This is a genomic window from Blastopirellula sediminis, from assembly GCF_020966755.1.
Classification (GTDB): Bacteria; Planctomycetota; Planctomycetia; order Pirellulales; family Pirellulaceae; genus Blastopirellula; species Blastopirellula sediminis.
In genome coordinates this window covers 1683247-1703844 of record NZ_JAJKFT010000010.1, presented here as the reverse complement: position 1 = coordinate 1703844, position 20598 = coordinate 1683247, and the positions used below count along the sequence as shown (strand labels likewise).

Below are 20598 nucleotides of genomic sequence, written 5' to 3'. Positions count from 1 at the left end.
ACATGCTTATCCCGCGAAGACGCGGTAAGAGCATGGCACCAGGATCAATAAACGCCCAATACCGGTCTACACACGACAAGAAACCGCCTCGGCGACCTGCCAAACTGGGAATCACAGATAATATCTCGTGATATCTTGTAATATCCCACCGCAACTTCCCTCCCAATATTAGGTCTCGCCCGGTATGTCCGCTCTCCGCTGCTGCGCGTTTGCATTGCTCCTCGCCCTGCCAACTTCTTTCCTTTCGGCCGCCGAACCAATCGTGCCGACCAAGACGATCTCGCTGATCGGCGACGGCGATCTGAAGACCCACTTTTACAGCTGGCTGACCGACGGGGGTCACGAAGATCCGCGTCACGTCTTCACCATGGGGAAAGATGGCATCCTGCACATCTCCGGCGATGGCTTCGGTGGGCTGATCACCCATAAAGAATACGCCGACTACTACCTGGTGCTCGAATATCGCTGGGGAACCGAAACGCTGCTGAGCCGCAAAGATCGCGCTCGCGACAGCGGCGTCCTCCTTCACTGCCAAGGCCCCGACGGCGGCTTCGGCGGCACGCCGGAGAAGCCTGGCCCCTGGATGACTTCGCTCGAATGCCAAATCATCGAAGGAGGCGTCGGCGACATCCTGGTCCTCGCCGGCAAAGACGCCGACGGCAACCTGATGAAGGCGGAAGCGACCTGCACGATCGTCCGCGATCGCGACGGCGAAGCGGTCTGGTCGCCGAAAGGAACGCCGACCTTCTTTGAAAAGGGACGCATCAACTGGTACGGCCGCGATCCTGATTGGAAAGACGTCGTCGACTTCCGCGGCAAAGAAGACGTCGAAAGCCCCGGCCAGGAATGGACCACCGTCGAATGCTTCTGCAAAGGAGATTCGCTCGTCTATCGCGTCAACGGCGTCGTCGTCAATCGCGCCGACAAAGTCTTCCCGAATCACGGCAAACTGCTGCTGCAAACCGAAGGCGCCGAACTGTTCGTCCGCAAGATGGAACTGCGTCCGCTGCCGAAAGAAATTCCGTAAGCGCAAGCCATGCAAGGTGGGTTAAGCAAGCGCGAGTCAACTCGTCCGGCGTTTTCCACGTGCCTCGCTTGCGTAACCCACCTTCGCTTCTTCACCGCGAAAAGCTCTTAGGCCCAAAGGGCCGTTCTAACGTAGCCCAGGGCGCAGCCCTGGGTTGAATGAACCAACGCAACGTTGACGTTTGACATGGCGCGAAAATCGCCAACTCAAACGTCAACGTTTTTGTTTGCGCACGACACCCAGGGCTGCGCCCTGGGCTAGATTAGTTCGGCCCGTTGGGCCTGAAGAGTCGTGACGCGAACTGTCGTGTGCAGGATGGGTAACGCATTCCCTCGGCTTGCGCCTCGGGCTACGATCGACCGCTACTCCTCACAAATCCACGCCTGCTCGTCGATTTCCTGCAGTCGACTGGTCAGTTCCTTGATATTCCGCGGGTTCTGCCCCAGGTCTCCTTTGCCGACCCGCGATTTGCTGTAGACCGCAATCGATACTCCCCACTCGGCCGGTGTGATCGTGACGCGGATGTCGTCGATAAATCCCCAGAGCGGCGTCTTGCGGGTGGCGTGGATCACCACCTCTTCGCCCCCGTCGATACTGCCGAGCGTCCACCGCGGAATCTCGCCGATTTTCCGCTCGACAACCTGCTTCGCGCAGTCAAGCGTCGCCTGTCGATCAATCGGCCGCAGCAGCGGGTCGGTCGCTTTCTGCTTCGTCTCGGCCACGTTGGTCGACAAATCACGCGACCAGTCGTCGACCGTCATCACCGTAGCGACGACGAAAATCAACAGAATCCCCCCGACGACTCCCAATGCGATCCAAATCATGAGGCGAATCTTCATTTCATTCAAACTGCGATGAATTCCGGCCGTCTTCCGACGTGATTAATCCGCGGCCTCCGTGTTCCATTCTTCCTTTCTCGCCTGAAAGGGCAACCACGAAACCCGGTTGCCCGGATCGCGCCGGACGATTCCAATAGGAGGAACGAAACATTCTCCCCCTGAGTCTGCGGTTGTGTCCTCTTTATTCGAAAAAGCGGAAGCGAAAAACCTGGATCGCGTCCGGCCCCTCGCCGCGCGAATGCGCCCCCGCACCCTCGAAGAGTTCGCCGGGCAGCGTCACTTTCTGGGGGAAGGGAAACTCCTCCGCCGCTTGATCCAGTCCGACCGGCTCAACTCGGTCCTCTTTTACGGTCCTCCGGGAACCGGCAAAACGACGCTGGCGCAACTGCTGGCCCGCGAATGCCGCAGCCGCTTTGAACAACTGAACGCGGTCACCAGCGGCGTGAAGGAACTGCGCGAAGTGCTGCTGAAGGCGAAAGACGAAATCGCCTCCGGCGGGCGCCGCACGCTGCTCTTCATCGACGAGATCCACCGCTTCAACAAATCGCAGCAAGACGCGCTGCTGCCCGACGTCGAAAACGGCGTCGTCATCCTGGTCGGCGCCACGACCAGCAATCCCTTCTTTGCGGTCAACAGCGCGCTGGTCAGCCGAAGCCAGATCTTTCAGTTTCAGCCGCTGTCGCCAGACGATGTGAAAGGACTGATTCGCCGCGCGCTGGCCGACAGGTCGGTCGGTCTCGGCAACATCCCGGTCAACATCCACGACGACGCGCTGGAGTTTCTGGCCGAAGTAAGCGACGGCGACGCCCGACGTGCCCTGAACGCCCTGGAGATCGGCGTCCTTTCGAGCAAAGAGCGCCCCGTCGAGTTCACGCAAGAGTTAGCCGCCGAATCGGTCCAGCGCAAAGCGGTGCAGTACGATCGCGATGGCGACTCGCATTATGACGCCGCGAGCGCGTTGATCAAAAGCATCCGCGGCAGCGATCCGGACGCCGCCTTGTATTGGTTGGCCCGCATGCTGGAAGGGGGCGAAGACGTTCGCTTCCTCACGCGGCGACTGGTCATCTCCGCGAGCGAAGATATCGGCAACGCCGATCCGCAAGCGCTTCCGCTGGCGGTCGCCGCCATGCAGGCCTGCGAGTTCATCGGCCTTCCTGAGTGTCAGCTGACTCTGTCGCAAACGGTCGCCTATCTCGCTTGTGCGCCAAAGTCGAACGCCGCCACGCTGGCGATCGGTGAAGCGCGGCAAGACGTGCGCGAAGGACGTTTGATCCCGGTTCCGGTCCATCTCAAAGACGCCCACTACCAAGGCGCCAAATCGCTGGGTCATGGATCCGGTTACCAATATTCCCACGACGCCGAGGATGGCGTCGCCGCTCAAGACTATCTTGGCGTCGATCGCGAGTATTATCGCCCCGTCCCGCGCGGCTTTGAAGTCGAACTGGCCGAGCGACTCCAATCGATTCGCGCCAAACTGCGATCCGCCAAACCATCTTCCCCCGATCAGGAGCCGTAGAGCATGACCTTCTTTGAGATCTTGTTGTTCCTGATCGTCGCGGCGATCTGCGGCGGCGTCGCTCGCAGCTTGGCCGGCGGCACCAACGGCGGCTGTTTCGTTTCGATCGCCGTGGCGTTCGTCGGGTCGATGCTCGGCGGCAAGCTGGCGCAGATCAGCGGCATGCCCGAACCGCTGCCGATCACCATCGGCGGCACGCAACTGCCGATCGTCTGGTCGATCATCGGCGGCGCGATCTTCGTCGCCGCACTCCGCATGATCAGCGGCGCGCGATCGTAGCCGCTGCGGGCTTCCCTTCACCGCTTCTTCCCACCAACCTTTGATGAGTGCAATGAAATTCGGCATCTGCAACGAGACGTTCGGCGACTGGCCCTTGGCTCGCGGTTTTCAATACGCCAAGGACGCTGGCTACACCGGCATCGAGATCGCCCCGTTCACCATGGCCAGCAGCGCGTATGACATTACCCCGGCCCAGCGGGAAGAAACGCGCCGCGCCGCCGAAGATTGCGGGCTGACCGTGATCGGATTGCACTGGCTGCTCGCCAAGACCGAAGGTTTCTATCTCACCACGCCGGACGACGAAGTCCGCAACCGGACCAGCGATTACTTCGCCGAACTGGCGCGACTCTGCCGCGATCTGGGCGGTACGATCATGGTCCTCGGCAGCCCGCAGCAGCGCAATTTGCTCCCCGGCGTCACCGAGGCGGAAGCGATGCGTCTGGCGGCCGACTGCCTGCGCCGCGCGATGCCAACCTTGGAAGAGTGCGGCGTGACGCTCGCCCTCGAACCGCTCGGCCCGGCCGAAGGGGACTTTCTGCTGACCGCCGAGAAAGGGCTCGAACTGCGTGAGATGATCGGCTCTCCCAACTGCCAACTCCACTTGGACGTGAAAGCGATGTCGAGCGAGTCGAAGCCGATCCCGCAAATCATCCGCGACAGCGTTCCGCATATCGCCCACTTCCACGCCAACGACGCCAACAAGCTCGGTCCCGGCATGGGCGATATCGACTTCCACCCGATCTTCGCCGCCCTTAAAGAAGTCAACTACGACGGCTGGGTCAGCGTCGAAGTGTTTGACTACACCCCGGGCCTGGAAAAGTTGTGCGAAGGAAGCCTGGCCTACATGAAAAGCTGCCTCGGGGAATAGGCCAACACTAGCCCGCAGCGCAAGCGAGGGAATGCGGCCAACCATTCCCTCGCGTCAAGGCAAACGACGAATGACGCAGGATACGAATCCACGCTGCAACCTGATCGTCATTCGCGCCCGCGACATCGACGTCGCTGGGATCTTCTACAATGCCCTCGGCCTCCAGTTCGTTCGCCACTCCCATGGCAAAGGCCCCATTCACCTGGCCGCCGATATGGCCGACCAAGTCTTTGAAATCTATCCGCTCGCCGACGGCGATCCACCAACCACGTCAGCCCGCATCGGTTTCGCAGTTGCCGATGTTGATGCGACGTACGCCGCGTTACTCGCTGCCGGCGGCCAGTCAATCTCCGCTCCGAAAGATTCGCCCTGGGGACGTCGCGCCGTCATCGCCGATCCGGAAGGACATCGCGTAGAGATCACCGGATAACGTTCTTGCGCGTGAGTAGCGACCGAAAATCGGACGAATTCGCATAAACCCAGCGAGGCGTCTCTCGAAAGCGTTGAATCTGACGCCCCTCCGTTTTATAGAAGAGGGACGCCCCTACCCTTCATCGCTTGCGAAGGACGCCCCACGCATGCTTTTGTCCCGCCGCTGCCTGTTTCCGATCGCCATCTTCTGCTCACTGCTCTGCATCGCACGGCCAAGTGCTGCCGAAGAAAACCCAACCGCCGAAGTCTGCGCCCCCGGTCAGTCGCAACTCGGCCCTCCGATCCCCGAAACATTCGATCCCCAACTCATCTCCGCCGTCATCGATCAGGCGCAACAGCTTGGCGACGTCGATCGCGGCATTCATGCGTTTCGCTCGGCCAAGTTCGCGTGCGTGTCGTGTCATCAGATCGACGGGCACGGCGGCGTGATCGGGCCCAACCTGACTGACGTCGGCAAGCGGCTGAAGCCGGAGCAAATTGTCGAAGCGATTTATTGGCCCAGCCGAACCGTTCCGGCGGAGTTCAACACGTGGCTCTTTCAGCTCGCCGATGGACAAGTGCTGAAAGGTTACAAGCGGAGCGAAACCGATGACGCGATCGAAGTCTTCGATCCGGCGACGCAAAAGTTGACGACGATCGACGCCGACGATCTGGACGCCGAAAAGCCGTTCGGCACGTTGATGCCGGCCGGAGTCGCCAACAGCATGAGCGACGCCGAGCGCCGCGATCTCGTCCGCTTTCTCACCGAGCTGGGAAAGACCGAAGGCCTGGCCGAGCGCTACAAGAACTTCGATCAGCCAAGTCAGTTCGCTTACGATCGTGCGCCGCTCAATAAAGACTCGTGGAATCTCTGGCAGCACCCCGTTAATCGCGATCGCATCTACGACTTCTATCGCAAAGAAGGGCTCCACTTCCGCGAGCAAGCCAATCGTCCGCACTTGCTCCCCGCTTTCCCTGGTCTCGACGGCGGCGATCAAGGTCACTGGGGAAATCAAAACGAAGCGACCTGGAGTGACGATCGCTGGAGCAAACAAGACAAGTCGCCGGTTCTGGCCGGCGTCACGCGCTTGCCCGGTCGCGCGATTCCGAAAGGGGTTTGCGTGCAAGTCGGCGATCAAGGTGAGCTGACCGCTTGCTTCAATCCACAGACCCTCGCCTACGAAGCGACTTGGCGCCGCCGCTTCGTCACCTTTTCTGGCGTCCGTCACGGCTTCATGGATGGTCTCCGTCCGGCCGGGCCGATCCTTACCGATTCTCGCACCGCCAAGCCGGCGGCGCCGCACCACTATCACGGTTACTACCGCATCGGATCGCGAGTCGCGTTCGCCTATCGTATTGGCGACGACGAAATCCTCGACGCTCCCTGGGTTGGCGCAAACGGCCAACTTCAGCGGCAAATGGCCTCGGCCGCCGATCACCCTCTCGCCACACAACTGAAGCAAGCCCCCACCCAGTGGCCCGAAGAAATCGTCCTCCGCGGCCAACTCGGCGACGACGACGCTCCCTACGCGATCGACACCATTCCGCTGCCGTACGACAATCCGTACGGCGCGTTGATGTTCATCAGCGGCCATGACTTTCTCTCGGACGGAACCGCCGTCGTCAGCACCATGACCGGCGACGTCTGGCTCGTCTCCGGTCTCGACGCCCAGCTGCAAGAAGTGCGCTGGAAGCGTTTCGCGTCAGGCCTCCATCAACCCCTGGGCGTCGTCGTGGCCGACGATCAAATCTATGTCCTTGGCCGCGATCAGATTACCCGTCTGGTCGACTTGAACGACGACCGTGAAGCTGACTTCTACGAGTGCGTTTCCAACGCCTACGCCACCTCGACCGGCGGGCACGATTTCATCTGCGATCTGGCCCGCGACAAAGCCGGCAATTTCTACACCGCATCCAGCCAACAAGGCGCCATCCGCATTTCGGCCGACGGCAAACAAGTCGACGTCCTCGCGACCGGCTTCCGCAATCCCGACGGCATCGGCCTTTGCCCCGACGGCGCCGTGACGATTCCATGCAGCGAAGGAGAATGGACTCCCGCGTCGATGATCTGCCTGATCGAACCAGGCCAAGACGCGCCGCCTCACTTCGGCTACCGTGGTCCGCAACAGGGAAAGCCGCCAGCGCTGCCCCTCGTCTATCTCCCCCGCGGGCTCGACAACAGCAGCGGCGGTCAAGCGATCGATCCGGACGAGCGTTTCGGTCCCCTCGCCGGGCAGATCATCCACACGTCGCTCGGCGCCGGCTCTCACTTTTTGGTCCTCCGCGACAAGGTGCGGGATCAACCGCAAGGCGCCGTCATTCCCTTGCCGGGCAACTTCCGCAGCGGCGTCCATCGTGCAAAACACAATCCGCACGACGGCCAGCTCTACGTCAGCGGGATGGCCGCGTGGGGCAGCTATACGCCGGACGACGGCTGCCTGCATCGCGTGCGCTGGACCGGCAAGCCGATGCAGATCCCCACCGCGTTTCATATCCAAGAAAACGGCGTGCTGATCGACTTCGCCCAGCCGATCGATCCGCAAGCTTGCCAAACTGCCCAGCAATTCGCCCAGGCCTGGAACTATCGCTACGGCCCTGGTTACGGTTCACCGGAACTCGCGCCGGGTCATCCCGGCGTCGTCGGCCACGAGTCGCTCCGCATCGCCGGCGTCCACCCGATCGACCACAAAAAAATCTTCGTCGAGATCCCCGATCTCCAACCAGTCAATCAGCTCCATCTCTTATTGCAAGTCGACGAGAAAGAGCCGCAAGAGATCTTCGTCACCGTCCACGAGCTCGACGCGCCGTACACCAACCTCCCCGGCTATCGCGCCATGCCCAAGACGATCGCCGCCCATCCGCTGCTAACTGACCTGGAACTGCTCAAGAACAAAGAGCCGAACCCGTGGCAAGAGAAACCAGAAGGGGCGCAGCTACAGTCGCTCGCGATCGCCGCCGGGCCGAATCTTACCTTCTCGATGCGAACGCTCACCGCCAAGCCGGGCGAAACGATCGCGCTCACCTTCACCAACCCCGACGTCGTCCCGCACAACTGGGTCCTCATCCAGCCCGGCACGCTTGAAAAGGTGGGCGACCTGGCGAACAAATTCGTCGCCAACCCAGCGGCCGTCCTCAAACAATACGTCCCCGCGTCGGAAGACGTGATCGCCTACACCGACATCGTCCCGCCGGGCAAAGCGTTCACGATTTATTTCCCCGCGCCAAAAGAACCAGGCCGCTATCCGTATCTCTGCACCTTCCCGGGACACTGGATGGTGATGAACGGAGAGTTGGTGGTGGAATAGATGCAGGTCAGGCCTTGGCCTGACGAACCGCCAATCAGCTTCGCTCTACTCAATCCGCACCGCAGTGCAACGTGCCCGCGGTTGGCCAAATTGGGACAATCAACAGCGCCGCACTGTTTTGCGCTTGCCTCGCGCACTGCACGCGTCATAAAATCCCGGCGGATACACAGACCGTTTGACACAAAGATGAGATACGATGACGCAGCGTAAACGCTTGTCCGCGATCCTGGCGGCGATTTTGCTTGGAACCGCAAGTTGGCTGGCCGGCGAATCGCCCGCACAGCAGCCGGTTGATTCCGCTCCGAAGCTGCATACCGTCACGGTTCGCGGCAGTTGCATCGATGATCAAATGAAACCTCTCGCCGACGTGCTCGTCACCGTCGCGCGCCGTTTGCCCAATTACGGACCTCTGGTTATCGTCGGCGAAACTCGCACCAATGCCGCCGGCGAATTTGTACTGCCCAAGGTTGAAACCGCCCTTCCCGAAGATGGCGATCTGGTCGCCGCGGCGTCGAAAGCTGGACTCGCGTCGGCTTATACCTATTTGCGCGAGCCGACCGACGGCCTGCTCGACAAAAAGCAACTGACGCTGAAGTCCGATCCCGGCGTCCTGTCAGGCGTCGTCAAAGATGTCGACGGTCGACCAATCCCCGGCGTCACTGTCTTTCTACCATCCGTCGGTCCGTATGCGCTTGCCGGCATCTTTCAAAGCGTCACCGACGCCAATGGACGTTACGAGATCAAGGATCACAGTCGCTGGAAGAGTGGCAGCACGTACGTGACCAATTTGACAACTGGTCAGAAACTTGGAGTCGCGGCAATTCCACTACGACTACAACACCCTGATTATTCTCCAGGACAAACTTGGTGCGAAGGAATCCCGCAAACGATTGACTTCACGCTGAAGCCGCTGGCACACGCTCCGGAATAGCGCCCTATCGACGATTCCGACGCTTGCGGCCGTTGGCGGTCAGGCCGATTCGCCTCACCCATCCTCTTCCCGCGAAAGCTCCCGTTCAAACAGGTCGATATAGCGGATCAATTCAAAGTCCGGGTACCGCTGCTCGTAGAACCGCAGGCAATCCCAGAAGCTCTCTTCCTCAAAGCGTTCAAAATCACGCGCCGAGTAAAGCGCCAAATTGTGCAACCAATCGGCGATCACGCCGGCCCGACGAACTTGCGCGGCTTGCCGCTTCCAGGCAAACGGATTGAGCGCCCCAGCGGCAGCCAGGCGACCGGCCGAATGTCGAGCATCGCCTGATAAAGCAAATAGCGGTAGGCTCGTTTTCGTCGCTCATCCATGGGGACCTCATTCCGTCTCGAAAGCGAACGGACTACGATTCCGTCGCTTGCAGGCGTTCCGTTTGATCGACCAAAACTTGCAAGCAAGTCCACGCTTCGCGGATCAGTTGCACCGCCGCAAAGACGATGCAGCAGATGCCGATCATCGTCGCCCCGCCGACCACCCAGAGCGATTCCGGGCGCCAAAGATTGACGACTCCTCCCAGCAGACTCCCGAGCGCAAACAAGCCGACGCTCGCATAGAGGGCAATCAACGCATCCCGAAACAGCGCCGATCGCTTCAGCAGGTTCCGGGCCATGATCTTCGCATGGGCGTCCGGGCGATCGAGCATTCGGTGAATCTCGGTATGAATCTGTCCAAACCGCGCCGACGTCGAAACGATCAACAGCGCTACGCCAGGCAACAACACCAAAGGAGTTAACCAGACCTCCGAGGCGAACATGCTGGCCCGCGCAGGCGTCTTCTCGGCCAGCGCATTTTCAACAGGTTCGGAAGACCCGGCTTCGCCCCCCAGCGCCGCACTGGAAAGGAATAGGAGAATTAGGAGGGAGAGTCTAGACATTCGTTGCGGTTCTCAGGAAAGATGCAAATACGTTGCGATGGCGCTATCAGTCAATATAATCGCTGGGCGCGGAGATTTTGCAGCTCCGCTCGTAAGCCCCTCCATTACCCCCACCTTCCATCGTGCGGAAAATGCAATGAATCATCGCTGGCTCCTCGGCATTGTTGCGCTTTGCCTCTTCTCGTTGACCCAGTCCGCCTTCGCCGACGATTCCGCTTCTCCTTGGAAAGAACTGTTCAACGGCAAGGATCTGACCGGCTGGGAGGCGAACGCGCATCCCGAGTCGTTTACCGTCGCCAACGGCGTATTGAAAGTGCATGCGATTCACGGGATGGCTCATCTCTTTTACGTCGGCGACACCGGCAGCGACATGCCGTTCAAGGACTTTGAATTGGTCGCGACCGTCCGCTCTGAACCGAATTCGAACTCCGGCATCTTTTTTCATACCGATCGCGAGCTCCGCGGCGGCAAGTATCTGAACAAAGGGTACGAGGTCCAGCTCAACAGTTCGCCGTCCGAAAAGAACAAGACCGGCAGTCTCTACGCTGTGGTGCAGGTCGACAAATCGCCGGTCGATGAGACGAAGTGGTTTGAAATTCGCTTCAAAGTGAAAGGGAAGCGAATTGAAGTGCTCGTCGACGGTCAAACCGTGGTCGACTACACCGAGCCGGAGAACCCCGTTCGCGAAGCGTCCCGCGCGAAACGCCTGATCGATCCAGAGGGAGGCGCCCTCGCCCTGCAAGCCCACGATCCCGGCAGCGTTTTCTACTTCAAGCAGATTCGCGTGCGGGAACTGAAGTGAGCGTAGGTCAGGCCTCGGCCTGACGAACCGCCATCCAACTGCCGCGTCAGGCCAAGGCCTGACCTACACAGCCGGGTCGTCGTCGCGCACTTCCACAAAAATCCCCCGCTCCACCTTGTCGGCGTGGAACAGGATGGAACTGTGGTCGATCACCGCTCCCACGTCAGCCATCGATTCGAATCGCATCAAGTTTTCGCGCTCACCGAACAACTGCTGGTGCTTCTCGAGGAGCGTCGCCAGCGGCGTTCCTACCAATCGCTGCATCGTCATGCCGACCGGCACGTTGTAGGAGGGAGGGCCGTTGGTCGTCGTCAAAATCTCCAAAGGAGATGACGTCGCCGAACTGATCGCTTCCACGCCACGATAAAATCCAGCGGAGGTGGCGCCGATGATCTGCAAGTAGCATTGGCCCGAGTCATGCAACATCCGGATCGCACCCCCATGCGTCTCAATTCCCGTGGCATTGGAAACCGAATAGGTCGGCGAGTGAAAACCGAGCTTCTCCGCCGACTCCATCGCCGCGAGCAAAGAACTCCGAACCGGGTCGCGCAACTCCTCCAGATCGCACTGGTCTTCGGCGAACGGCTTCGGCCCGTCGATGACCATTTGGTTAAATCGAAATAGCCCGCATCGCATCGCCAACCAAAAGAACGTCCCCATGAGCGGCATGCCGCTCAAGTCTCGAAATTCACGCAGCGTCGTCCGAGAACTATCCACGCGATACCGCCCGCCAAACGCGCCAATATCGTGATGAAGAGGATTCGGCGAAGCGTACGGATTGGAATCGGCGTCCATCGAAACTGACCTTTGGTTGGGTAACGTCGTCGAGGCTCTGTTAGAAAACAGGACGAAGCGAGCGATTTCAAGCCTCCTGGAAGCGACGCCGGATCGTTTCGTGAACTTTCGCGTACGTCAGGCCGACACAGGAAACAACTTGGCCAAGACTCGCGCGCCTTCACATTCGGCACTCGCGCGGGTTTGCGTCAGGAATCGTTCGAGATTCGGCGAGCAATCTTCCGCATCAGGCGTCGCCGGCGAATCGTTTTGCAACCAGCGCAACCCTTGCTGCGCTGCGGTGGTGATGTAGATCAGATAGTCGTTTCGCGAATCGAGATCCCTTCGCTCCGGCGCCTCAGGATCGCTATCGCGGGCCGAAAGCGTTTCAATCGCCAGTCGGCCTTTACGCAGCCACTCATCGGCGGTGCATTCGGCCGATCGTAAATAGGTCCCTTTGATCAACCCGAGCACCAAATGCCCCGACGTCAGCTGATACTCATCCCTGCGAAAACATTCTTCGCAGGCCATTTGAAACGCCAGGAGCACCTCGGGACGAAAATCCTGGGGGAGATTCACGATTTTCCAGTTGCCTGGCCCGCGAAGTATCTTCATGTCGCAAAGTCTCCCTGGAGACCGAAGCCAATGACCAAAGCCAAGCCTTGGTTCTTCCTTTCCTTTATGGCCCAACGGGCCAAACTAACCTAGCCCAGGGCGTGTCGCTTTCGCGACGAAGCCCTGGGTTGGCGTCACTCTCCAGTACGCTGACGTTTGGCGATCCATCGGCGTCGTTCAATCAAACGTCAACGACGATTCGGTGCAAATGAACCTGCGGCGATTCCACCCTAGGCCGCTTTAGGTCGGCCCTTTGAGCCCGACGGAAGACGTAAAAAGCGTATTGACTACAACTGTCGGCAGCGATAACCTACACCTGTAGGTAGGCGACGCAAATCGCCCTGTCCGCTTTTTATTGGGAAAGCTGATCGGATCGTTGCAATGGCAGGCGCAAGCAAGCTCCCAGCGCTCTCGGACGCACAGTGGGAGATCATGAATCTGATCTGGGATCGTGAAAGCTGCACGGTCTCGGACATCTGGAAAATCCTGAATCAGCGGCGTGGGGTCTCGCGCAATACCGTCCAGACCTTGATCGTCCGGCTCGAAGAAAAAGGGTGGCTTTCGCACCGTGAAGAAGAGTCTAGCTTCGTCTATGTTCCTACCGTTTCGCGTGAGGAATCACAGCAAGCGACCGTCGCTCGCTTCATTCAGACCGTCTTCGACGGTTCCCCGGAAGGACTTGTACTGACGCTGCTGCAAGACAAAACCGTCTCCAAGTCCGAAGCCGAGCGAATCCGTAAGCTTCTCAAGTCGCATGGCAAGGAGAAGTCGTAATGGACTGGCTCAACTATGCCCTGACCGTGATCGTCCAGGTCACCGCAATCGGCGCCTTCGCCTGGCTGCTCGTCTCGCTATTCCCCAACAATCCTGCCCGCCGTCACGCAATTGGCATGACTGCGCTGACGCTGATCCTGGCCGCGCCCTTCTTGACGGCGGTTTTTCCTGCAATGCGCTGGTGGCGTATCCCAGCGCCCAGTCCGCCTACCACGATCGCCGTGCGGGAAGCGCCTTCCCTGGATCCCATCGAACGGAGCGAGCCTCCCCTCGATTCCCTCGAACAGCCCCCCCTCAACACGAACGTCGCCGAGCCCCTGGCAACGAAACCACCGGAGGCGGACGAGCGACCGCCCGTCGCCGCATCGTCAACCCAGCCGCTCGTTCCGACCGTCGCCCCGCCACGGCCGGCTTGGCCAACGACCGCCTGGCTGGGCGTTGTCCTCGGCGGCGTCTGGCTTGGCGGCTCTATTCTTTCGGCGGCGTTTTGGGCCCTTCGCTCCTGGCGGATGCGGCGACTGCTACGTACGCTGACGGTTGTCGAATCGGACGCTCAATTGCAAGCGCGATGCCAAAGGTTTCCCACAATCGCCGCTGACGTTCGTCAGGCCGTCAACCTTCGTCAATTGCCTCCACTCGCGCTGACGGAATTGCCCATGCCGTTTGTGGTTGGCGTTTGGCGGCCAACGATCTTGCTGCCGCAAACGCTGCTTCGTGATGGGTCGGAAGCGGAACTGCGCGACGTGCTGATCCACGAGGCGGCTCACATCGCCCGCGGCGACGGCTGGATCCATCTCGCTCAGCGGACCGCATCGCTGCTCTGGTGGTGGCATCCGCTCATCCATCGCTTGAATCAAGCGATCGCCCGCTCACGCGAAGAGATTTGCGACAACTACGTACTGCGTCACGGCGACGCGGTTCAATATGCCCAAACCCTGTTGGACCTTGCCGAGCGGAGCGCCGATTGGGGACGTATCGCCCCATCGCTCGGCATCCTGGGAACGCGCTGGACGCTGGAAGACAGAATACATGGACTGTTGAAACCGGAAAGGAAGACGATGACGACCGCCAAACGCCCTGTGTCGCTCTTGATTGCCCTGTTGCTGGTCGCCGCCTGCTGGCTGATCGGCGGAGTAAACGCGGTCGAACCGAATCAGGCCCAGCCAACTCCGACCGCCGATAACAACCAGGCTGCAGCCGCTGCCCCCCAGCTGAAGCAAGTGACCGTCCGCGGCACGTGCGTCGACGAACAGCTGCAACCAGTCGCTGAGGCGCTCGTCACGATTGTCCGCCGCTCGCCCGACTATGAATCGGCGGTCGTGGTCGGCGAGACCCGCACCAACGCAGCCGGCGAATTTGAACTCTCCGGCGTCGAAACCGCACTTCCCGAGCGAGGCGACTTGATCGCCGCCGCAGCGAAGGAGGGCTATGCTTCGAGTTGCACCTACCTGGGCGAGCCCAACGGCGACTTGCTCGAGAAACAGTTGAAGCTCTCGACGAGCGTCAGTTCCTTGACCGGCGTCGTCAAAGATCCCAGCGGCCAGCCAATCCCCGGCGTCACGGTCTTTGTCGCCTGCGGCATTCAACAGCCGCTGGCCGGAATCAAGCAAAGCGTGACCGACGCCAACGGCCGCTACGAGATCAAAGACCTCGCTCCCTGGACGCCCGAAAGCACCAAGTCGTTCGACGCCAAAACCGGGGTCGGCTACATGCAAGTGTCGCTTAGTTTTCACCTGCAGCACCCTGACTATCCTGATTCGACCGCGGAGTGCACCAAGGTCCCGTCCAACGCCGACGTCACGCTTCATCCCCCAGCGATCGTTGCAGGAAAGGTGATCGACGCCGTCACGCAGCAGCCGGCCGCCGGCGTTCCGGTGTTGGCGCAAGGGGTCGCTCGTGACCGCACCTTTCAAACCACGACCGATGAAGCCGGACGTTATCGTCTGCGGATGACCCGGGATCACTACAACATCTTTGCCCATGCCGACGAGCGAATCGCAATCGCCGTCAACACGCTCGAAGCGATCCCCGGCCAGACCGTCACCGACGCCGATATCCAGCTCGTCCGCGGCGGCTTCGTCACCGGCACGGTCTACGGCGTCAACGGCAAGCCGGTTCAACCGACCGCCGATTCGCCGCTGCTGGTCGCCCACTATGGTCCGGCTCGACCGCAAACCGGCGCAGCGGTGACCAGTACGCCCGTCAATCCCGACGGCACGTATCGACTGCGCGTCGCGCCCGGCCGCAACTACATCTACTGCATGAGCGGCCAGGGAGAAGCGAAATATGCCACGGTGAAAGAGGGCGAAGAAGTCGCCGTCGACATTCGTATTTTGGACCATGCTCCGCAGCATCCCGAGAGTGACGACCGGCGACGTGCCCGCAAGCTGCGCGAAGCGGCCGAGGCGATCGATCGCGGCGAACAGCCCCCGGCGCCATTGCGACTGCGCCCGTTCACCCCGATCGGCAACCTCCTTGATAAGTTGGAAGAGCAAAACCGTGGGCCTGATCGTTTTCAAGACGTCTGGGCGGAAACATTGAAGGCGATCATCGAGCTCGGTCCGGAAGCGACCCCCGAGCTGATCGCCGAACTGGACGCCACCCAAGACGACATGACGCTCCGCTGCTTGGGCTTCACGATGCGGGGCATCGGCGACAAACGAGCCGTTCCCGCCCTGATTCGCGCCATCCCCAAGCTGCAGCAACATAGTGCATCGGACATGGGCTTGCGGGCCAAAGACGCCGACTTGCAGGCGTTCATGCGGAAACATGATCTCGACAAGGACGACCAACGCGCCAGCTACGGTTTTGGCCGCCCCGTTCGCGAGATATACGGCGCGCTCGAAGAACTAACTGGCCAACAATTTGGCGAAACCGAATTATTTCTGTTGGCCCAAGCGCCGACGCCTCACCAACAGGCGCTGCAGCGTCGCTTATTTGCAGCCAACGCCCAGAAGTGGGTCGCCTGGTGGGAAGCGAACGGGAAGCGTCTGGTCGATGACGAAACGTATTGGCACGTCGGACGATCCAGCCCCAAGACCGATCTCGATATGCCGCCGACGCTGGATCGCACGCTCCCGCGAGACCTCGGAATGCGGTACTCAAACGGCTTGCTCACGCCGTATCAAAACTCCAAGACGAGCCACCAGCTCATCGACCTCGATACGGGACGCCGATCGCGTCTCCCCGAAAAATGGGCGCAGCTCGAGAACATCGAGCCGCACATGAACGAGATCGTCGCCTGGGCGGCCGCCGAAGGTTTCGACTTGATGGGGGTCGAGTATGTCCTCCCCGGCGACGAACAAACCCACTACGCCATCCGCCCGATTCGACTGAAGGCCTGGGAGCTCGACCCCAAATATTGGAAGAGCCCGATCAACAAGAAGTCGGTCGCCGACCTGCAGGCGGACGGAGCGCCGGCCAAGGAGTTGCTGCTGCACTACGATCGCCAGCAGGACAAGTATGACGTCGAAGCGACCGCCACCTTCTTGTTCGAGACGGCGGAAGGAACGCCAGGGATTCTTTACATCGGCATCGAGGTGCACGACGACGATGGGAAAAAACTCATCGGCCGCCCCAGCAGTGGCGATGACGAACTGAAACCGGTAGCGTTCTCCAAAGGCCGCCGCTTCGGCTGGGGACAACTGGTGGCGCCCCAACCCAAGTAAGAGATCGCCGCGACCGGATATCCAACCGCGACGCATCCCGGTCGTGGCGCCGGTAAACCGACTCAACGATGCGAGGCGTCATTTCGACATCCTCTTTCTCCGCGCTCGCCGGTCTAACTTTGCCTGTTGACAAAGCGCACGGAATCGTGGTCGAGTGCGGGGTGGTTTTGGTCTTTGGCAATTTGTGATTGGGGACCTGTTCGCGCGGATCGTTTGCGCTGGTTTCGGGGTCATTCGAACCATCCAGCCAACCTGTTCGTGGCGTCCGGGCGTCAAAAAAAATCGCCGCCGCGGTCCATAGTATTGAGTTTGGTTGATGGGTTACTTGAACCGGCAAAAAAACGATGTGGTCCAGTCCAGTCGACCGCAAAAAAAATGAGCGTTGCGGTCCACATCCTGGGAGGCCTAGGAAAAACAGGGAAATTCCCAGATGCCCCAGATTAACGGAATGCGGTTTTTGGACCTTCGGATGCGGCTTAAAAAAAATGCGCTGCGGTCCAGTCCAGTGACTTCGCCGAACGTATTAGCAATCCGAGCGGATGGTACGGCATCTTGTCGCTGCGCGACCCGCCGGCGGTTCAAGAAAAAAAACGGACGAGGGTCCGGTCCCATTTTTGGATCCCCGGTTTGCTCATAGGGCGTTCAGGTTGGATTCGTCATTCGAGCCTCGGCGTTCGTCGTTTTCCAGAGGCCGCATTCCCTCGGCTCGCGCCTCGGGTTAGTTTTGGGGACGTTCCGCTTTCGGCTCTCCGCTTTCCGCTTTTCTTCCCATTTCCCCCGCTTTCGGCGTGCCACGGCGGGGTTAATGGCTCTTTCCCTTGGCTTCGGCCGATTTGACCGGTATATTATGGTGGGTCGGGAGTTTTTCTGCCCGTCCTGAGACCCTTTAGAGGAAAACCGAAGCAGGAGTTTATGGCTAAGAAAGAAGAAGCCCTCGAAGTCGACGGCACCGTAACGCAAGCCCTAGCCAATACGCGATTTCGCGTCCAATTGGACGACGGACCGTTGGTGATGGCTCACGTTGCCGGCAAAATGCGGAAGCACTTTATTCGTATCGTTCCTGGAGACCGGGTTCGCGTCGAACTCTCCCCCTACGATTTGACCAAGGGTCGCATCGTTTTCCGCGAACGTTAATCGCTTCTCCGGCCTACGGGCCTGCGGCCGCTCTTCTGGCGGACCGCACTGCCAAAGTCGATTTTTCCGACGAAATGGAAAACCTGCGGGCTCTTTCGCAGGTAGGTCTTTCGTGCATGCATTGCATCCCGCTCAAGGTGCGCACTGCCCGTGACGCGCATCGCTTTCGTATTTTCCCAACAATCGTAAATCGTTAAATTGTTGGCATCTAGCGCAATGCCCCCCCAAGACACGGCAAGCGACTGCGGCGTGCCGCCGCAGAGAAGAAACACTCGAAGGAGAAGAAAGTGAAACAGATTCTGAAATCGACATGGCTCTGGCTCGCCGCCGTGGCGCTGATCGCAGCCCCGACGCTGGCCCAGGCGCAAGACGCAGCCGTCGAAATGAAAACGGTCGCGGTCGTCTCGATCGCTCCGTTCGAAAAGGTTTTGGGCGACGTCCAATACCTGACCGAAATCGCCGATCACGACGAAATCGGCCTGACGGTCGCGATGATGTCGGCGCCGTTCACCCAAGGAATTGATAAGAGCCGCCCGGTCGGCGTCGTCGTCCGAACCGACGGCCAGCAGTTCAACTATATCGGCTTCATTCCGGTCACCAACTTGAAGGCGCTGCTGCTGATCCTCCGCGATCAGATCGGCGAACCGCAAGATATGGGAGACGGCGTCTTCGTCCTCGAAGGTCCGCTGCCGATCTACTACAAGGAAGTCGAAGGCTGGGTCTTCGTCGCTCAAGACAAGGAATCGCTCGCCGACGTTCCGGCCAAGCCGGCCGATCTGCTGGCGAACCTGCCGAAGGACTATGACCTCGCCGCCAAGGTGAACCTGGACAACATTCCCGAACTGTTCCGCGAAATGCTCATCGCCCAGATGCGCAACGGCATCGAACTGTCGCTGGAGCAGGAACAAGGGGAATCGGACGAAGACTTCGCTCAGCGTCAACAGATGGTCGAACTGCAAGTCGCCCAGCTTGAACGGATGCTGACCGAGATCACCGATCTGACGATCGGTTGGAACGTCGACAAGGAAGCCGGCAAGACCTACGTCGACGTCGCCTACAACGTCGCTCCGGGTTCGAAGATCGCCGAACAACTGGCCCTGAATAAAGGGGTAACCAGCGATTTCAGCGGTTTCCTGAGCAACGGCTCGGCCGGCACGATTCACATCTCCAGCAAGATCGCTCCGGAAGAAATCGGAACGACCGTGAAGCAGCTGAACGCCGGTCGTCAAAAGGCGTTCATGGAAATCGAAGACAACCCCGACCTGGACGACAAGTCGCGCGACGCGGCGACTCGCTTGATCGACCTGTCGATGGACGCGCTGATCGAAACGATCAAAGCGGGCAAGATCGACATGGGGATTACCGTCGACCTGGCGCCGAACAAGATGACCTTCCTGATGGGAGCGTTCGTCGCCGACGGCAAGCGGGTGGAAGACGGCTTCAAGGAAATCTTGAAGATGGTCGAAGACCAGCCGAACTTCCCCGGCGTCAAATGGAACGCCGACTCGCACCAAGGGGTCGCCTTCCACGTGATCGAAGGTCCGGTGCCGGCCGATGAAGAGGAAGCTCGCAAGCTGTTCGGCGAGAAGCTGATCATCGTGCTCGGGATCGGCGAAAAGTCGGCTTACATGTCGATCGGCAACGATGCGATCGCCAAGCTGAAGAAGGTGATCGACGATTCGCTCGCCGGCGCCGGTCAGCCGACGACCAGCCCAGCGACCCTGATGGTCAGCGCGAAGCCGATTCTGGAGTTCATCCTGAGCATTGACGAAAGCGCCCCGATCGCGGCCGCTCTCGACGCGCTCGGCGACCAGAATGCTCAGCTGACGATCAACGGCACGATCACCGACACCAGCGCCACGACTCGCATCAACCTCGACTCTGGCGTCATCAAGGCGATCGCCGTAGCGGCGGCCGTCAAACAGGCCGAAGACGAAGCGGCGGCTGAAGCCGAGGACGCCGACAACTAATCGACCGCTGAATTTCAGCGTTCAGAGCAGTTTTTGAGGGGAAGCGAAGCAATCTTCGCTTCCCCTTTTTTCGCTACGATCGGATCAACCCAACCCCTGCTTCCGGGCGACGCGACGCCATCGGAAGATCGGTTCCTGCAATTTATAAGGGTAAGCGTAACTTCTGGCCCGCATTTTGCTTCCAAATTTCATCCGAACCTCGTCGAATCCTCCCTGTGGTAGGGCAGACTTTCTTCTGCGACCTGAGCGAACAAAACCGGCTCAGGCTGCGTCTAGAAGATTGCGAAGACAAAGAAGTCTCGATGTTTTCGTGCGGAAATAAGAAGTAATGATCGCGTCCAAAAGACAATTCGCTCCGACTGCGGCTTCGCAGCCGAAGGCTCGCGTCCTTCGTCTGGAAGTGATCGGCGGCGAGCTTGGCTCGCAGGAAATGACGCTGCCGCTGCCGGCGCGCATTGGCCGCAGCTCAAGCGCCAGCCTGCAGCTCAGCCATCCGCTGGTTGCGGATGAGCACTGCGATATTTTGGTCCGCGGCGATCAGGTTCTGGTCCGCGACCTGGGATCGGAGAACGGCACGTTCGTCAATCGTGACCGGATCGACCTGGCCCAGTGGGAGCCCGGGCAGCTGCTGACCATCGGCGACGTCACCTTCCGCGCGATCCTCGACTAGCGTCCTGGACGCTCAAACTTACAGCAACGCCAACACGCGGCGCCTCCCGGGCCGCGTGTTTTTTGCGCACTGCCGCCCTCT

19 protein-coding genes are annotated in these 20598 nt (G+C 60.0%); 13 read left to right on the top strand and 6 right to left on the bottom strand.

Annotation, left to right across the window (positions count from 1 at the left end; genetic code table 11):
* The first annotated feature begins 184 nt into the window (after nucleotides 1-184).
* Nucleotides 185-1027, top strand: coding sequence for a 3-keto-disaccharide hydrolase (locus tag LOC68_RS18605; RefSeq protein ID WP_230221527.1), 843 nt, complete (start codon nucleotides 185-187; stop codon nucleotides 1025-1027).
* Nucleotides 1028-1389: 362 nt separating this feature from the next.
* Here LOC68_RS18605 and LOC68_RS18600 read toward each other — a convergent pair whose 3' ends face one another.
* Nucleotides 1390-1851 (bottom strand): DUF1499 domain-containing protein, encoded by a 462-nt coding sequence (locus LOC68_RS18600; protein WP_230221525.1) that lies wholly within the window; start codon nucleotides 1849-1851, stop codon nucleotides 1390-1392.
* A 187-nt stretch (nucleotides 1852-2038) separates the two neighbouring features.
* Here LOC68_RS18600 and LOC68_RS18595 point away from each other — a divergent pair, with 187 nt between their 5' ends.
* The 6 genes from LOC68_RS18595 (at nucleotide 2039) to LOC68_RS18570 (ending at nucleotide 9176) form a co-directional block, all read left to right on the top strand.
* On the top strand, nucleotides 2039-3382 hold the full coding sequence (locus LOC68_RS18595; RefSeq protein WP_230221523.1) for a replication-associated recombination protein A: 1344 nt from the start codon (nucleotides 2039-2041) through the stop codon (nucleotides 3380-3382).
* Nucleotides 3383-3385: 3 nt separating this feature from the next.
* Entirely contained in the window at nucleotides 3386-3661 is a 276-nt protein-coding gene (locus LOC68_RS18590) for a GlsB/YeaQ/YmgE family stress response membrane protein (protein ID WP_230221521.1), read from the top strand.
* A gap of 43 nt (nucleotides 3662-3704) precedes the next feature.
* Complete coding sequence (locus tag LOC68_RS18585) at nucleotides 3705-4529, top strand: sugar phosphate isomerase/epimerase family protein (protein WP_315858787.1); 825 nt, start codon at nucleotides 3705-3707, stop codon at nucleotides 4527-4529.
* A 70-nt stretch (nucleotides 4530-4599) separates the two neighbouring features.
* A complete protein-coding gene (locus LOC68_RS18580; protein ID WP_230221519.1) occupies nucleotides 4600-4959 on the top strand; it encodes a VOC family protein in 360 nt (119 codons plus the stop codon).
* Nucleotides 4960-5107: 148 nt separating this feature from the next.
* A complete protein-coding gene (locus LOC68_RS18575; RefSeq protein ID WP_230221517.1) occupies nucleotides 5108-8245 on the top strand; it encodes a plastocyanin/azurin family copper-binding protein in 3138 nt (1045 codons plus the stop codon).
* A gap of 196 nt (nucleotides 8246-8441) precedes the next feature.
* A complete protein-coding gene (locus LOC68_RS18570; protein WP_230221515.1) occupies nucleotides 8442-9176 on the top strand; it encodes a hypothetical protein in 735 nt (244 codons plus the stop codon).
* A 54-nt stretch (nucleotides 9177-9230) separates the two neighbouring features.
* Here the strand turns inward: LOC68_RS18570 and LOC68_RS18565 are convergent, their stop codons facing one another.
* From LOC68_RS18565 to LOC68_RS18555, 3 genes are read right to left on the bottom strand one after another with little or no spacing between them, the layout of a single operon-like run.
* On the bottom strand, nucleotides 9231-9407 hold the full coding sequence (locus LOC68_RS18565; protein ID WP_230221513.1) for a hypothetical protein: 177 nt from the start codon (nucleotides 9405-9407) through the stop codon (nucleotides 9231-9233).
* On the bottom strand, nucleotides 9404-9547 hold the full coding sequence (locus tag LOC68_RS18560) for a hypothetical protein (RefSeq protein ID WP_230221512.1): 144 nt from the start codon (nucleotides 9545-9547) through the stop codon (nucleotides 9404-9406). The genes LOC68_RS18565 and LOC68_RS18560 overlap by 4 nt, the downstream gene beginning before the upstream one ends.
* A gap of 32 nt (nucleotides 9548-9579) precedes the next feature.
* Nucleotides 9580-10110, bottom strand: a complete 531-nt coding sequence (locus LOC68_RS18555; RefSeq protein WP_230221510.1) for a DUF2721 domain-containing protein — start codon at nucleotides 10108-10110, stop codon at nucleotides 9580-9582.
* Between the two features lie 136 nt (nucleotides 10111-10246).
* Here LOC68_RS18555 and LOC68_RS18550 point away from each other — a divergent pair, with 136 nt between their 5' ends.
* On the top strand, nucleotides 10247-10912 hold the full coding sequence (locus tag LOC68_RS18550) for a 3-keto-disaccharide hydrolase (protein WP_230221508.1): 666 nt from the start codon (nucleotides 10247-10249) through the stop codon (nucleotides 10910-10912).
* Between the two features lie 63 nt (nucleotides 10913-10975).
* Here LOC68_RS18550 and LOC68_RS18545 read toward each other — a convergent pair whose 3' ends face one another.
* Nucleotides 10976-11707 carry a hypothetical protein gene (locus LOC68_RS18545; protein WP_230221506.1) on the bottom strand — a complete coding sequence of 244 codons (732 nt, stop codon included), beginning with the start codon at nucleotides 11705-11707 and terminating at the stop codon, nucleotides 10976-10978.
* Nucleotides 11708-11824: 117 nt separating this feature from the next.
* Nucleotides 11825-12301, bottom strand: a complete 477-nt coding sequence (locus tag LOC68_RS18540) for a hypothetical protein (protein WP_230221504.1) — start codon at nucleotides 12299-12301, stop codon at nucleotides 11825-11827.
* A 381-nt stretch (nucleotides 12302-12682) separates the two neighbouring features.
* Here LOC68_RS18540 and LOC68_RS18535 point away from each other — a divergent pair, with 381 nt between their 5' ends.
* From LOC68_RS18535 to LOC68_RS18515, 5 genes are all read left to right on the top strand, one after another.
* The gene (locus LOC68_RS18535; protein WP_230221502.1) at nucleotides 12683-13075 is read left to right on the top strand and encodes a BlaI/MecI/CopY family transcriptional regulator; all 393 of its coding nucleotides are present in this window, start codon (nucleotides 12683-12685) and stop codon (nucleotides 13073-13075) included.
* Nucleotides 13075-16743 carry a M56 family metallopeptidase gene (locus tag LOC68_RS18530; protein ID WP_230221500.1) on the top strand — a complete coding sequence of 1223 codons (3669 nt, stop codon included), beginning with the start codon at nucleotides 13075-13077 and terminating at the stop codon, nucleotides 16741-16743. The genes LOC68_RS18535 and LOC68_RS18530 overlap by 1 nt, the downstream gene beginning before the upstream one ends.
* A 912-nt stretch (nucleotides 16744-17655) precedes the next feature.
* On the top strand, nucleotides 17656-17877 hold the full coding sequence (gene infA / locus LOC68_RS18525; protein WP_146429046.1) for a translation initiation factor IF-1: 222 nt from the start codon (nucleotides 17656-17658) through the stop codon (nucleotides 17875-17877).
* A gap of 287 nt (nucleotides 17878-18164) precedes the next feature.
* Entirely contained in the window at nucleotides 18165-19847 is a 1683-nt protein-coding gene (locus tag LOC68_RS18520; RefSeq protein ID WP_230221498.1) for a hypothetical protein, read from the top strand.
* A gap of 328 nt (nucleotides 19848-20175) precedes the next feature.
* Nucleotides 20176-20517, top strand: coding sequence for an FHA domain-containing protein (locus LOC68_RS18515; protein WP_230221496.1), 342 nt, complete (start codon nucleotides 20176-20178; stop codon nucleotides 20515-20517).
* Nucleotides 20518-20598: the final 81 nt, after the last annotated feature.

What these genes read in the sequence shown, in the direction of transcription:
- LOC68_RS18540 (WP_230221504.1), bottom strand. Translation starts at nt 12,301, where the DNA reads ATGAAGATACTTCGCGGGCCAGGCAACTGGAAAATCGTGAATCTCCCC.
- LOC68_RS18550 (WP_230221508.1), top strand. Translation starts at nt 10,247, where the DNA reads ATGAATCATCGCTGGCTCCTCGGCATTGTTGCGCTTTGCCTCTTCTCG.
- infA (WP_146429046.1), top strand. Translation starts at nt 17,656, where the DNA reads ATGGCTAAGAAAGAAGAAGCCCTCGAAGTCGACGGCACCGTAACGCAA.
- LOC68_RS18605 (WP_230221527.1), top strand. Translation starts at nt 185, where the DNA reads ATGTCCGCTCTCCGCTGCTGCGCGTTTGCATTGCTCCTCGCCCTGCCA.
- LOC68_RS18530 (WP_230221500.1), top strand. Translation starts at nt 13,075, where the DNA reads ATGGACTGGCTCAACTATGCCCTGACCGTGATCGTCCAGGTCACCGCA.
- LOC68_RS18600 (WP_230221525.1), bottom strand. Translation starts at nt 1,851, where the DNA reads ATGATTTGGATCGCATTGGGAGTCGTCGGGGGGATTCTGTTGATTTTC.
- LOC68_RS18555 (WP_230221510.1), bottom strand. Translation starts at nt 10,110, where the DNA reads ATGTCTAGACTCTCCCTCCTAATTCTCCTATTCCTTTCCAGTGCGGCG.
- LOC68_RS18545 (WP_230221506.1), bottom strand. Translation starts at nt 11,707, where the DNA reads ATGGACGCCGATTCCAATCCGTACGCTTCGCCGAATCCTCTTCATCAC.
- LOC68_RS18575 (WP_230221517.1), top strand. Translation starts at nt 5,108, where the DNA reads ATGCTTTTGTCCCGCCGCTGCCTGTTTCCGATCGCCATCTTCTGCTCA.
- LOC68_RS18570 (WP_230221515.1), top strand. Translation starts at nt 8,442, where the DNA reads ATGACGCAGCGTAAACGCTTGTCCGCGATCCTGGCGGCGATTTTGCTT.
- LOC68_RS18585 (WP_315858787.1), top strand. Translation starts at nt 3,705, where the DNA reads ATGAGTGCAATGAAATTCGGCATCTGCAACGAGACGTTCGGCGACTGG.
- LOC68_RS18580 (WP_230221519.1), top strand. Translation starts at nt 4,600, where the DNA reads ATGACGCAGGATACGAATCCACGCTGCAACCTGATCGTCATTCGCGCC.
- LOC68_RS18560 (WP_230221512.1), bottom strand. Translation starts at nt 9,547, where the DNA reads ATGGATGAGCGACGAAAACGAGCCTACCGCTATTTGCTTTATCAGGCG.
- LOC68_RS18590 (WP_230221521.1), top strand. Translation starts at nt 3,386, where the DNA reads ATGACCTTCTTTGAGATCTTGTTGTTCCTGATCGTCGCGGCGATCTGC.
- LOC68_RS18515 (WP_230221496.1), top strand. Translation starts at nt 20,176, where the DNA reads ATGATCGCGTCCAAAAGACAATTCGCTCCGACTGCGGCTTCGCAGCCG.
- LOC68_RS18535 (WP_230221502.1), top strand. Translation starts at nt 12,683, where the DNA reads ATGGCAGGCGCAAGCAAGCTCCCAGCGCTCTCGGACGCACAGTGGGAG.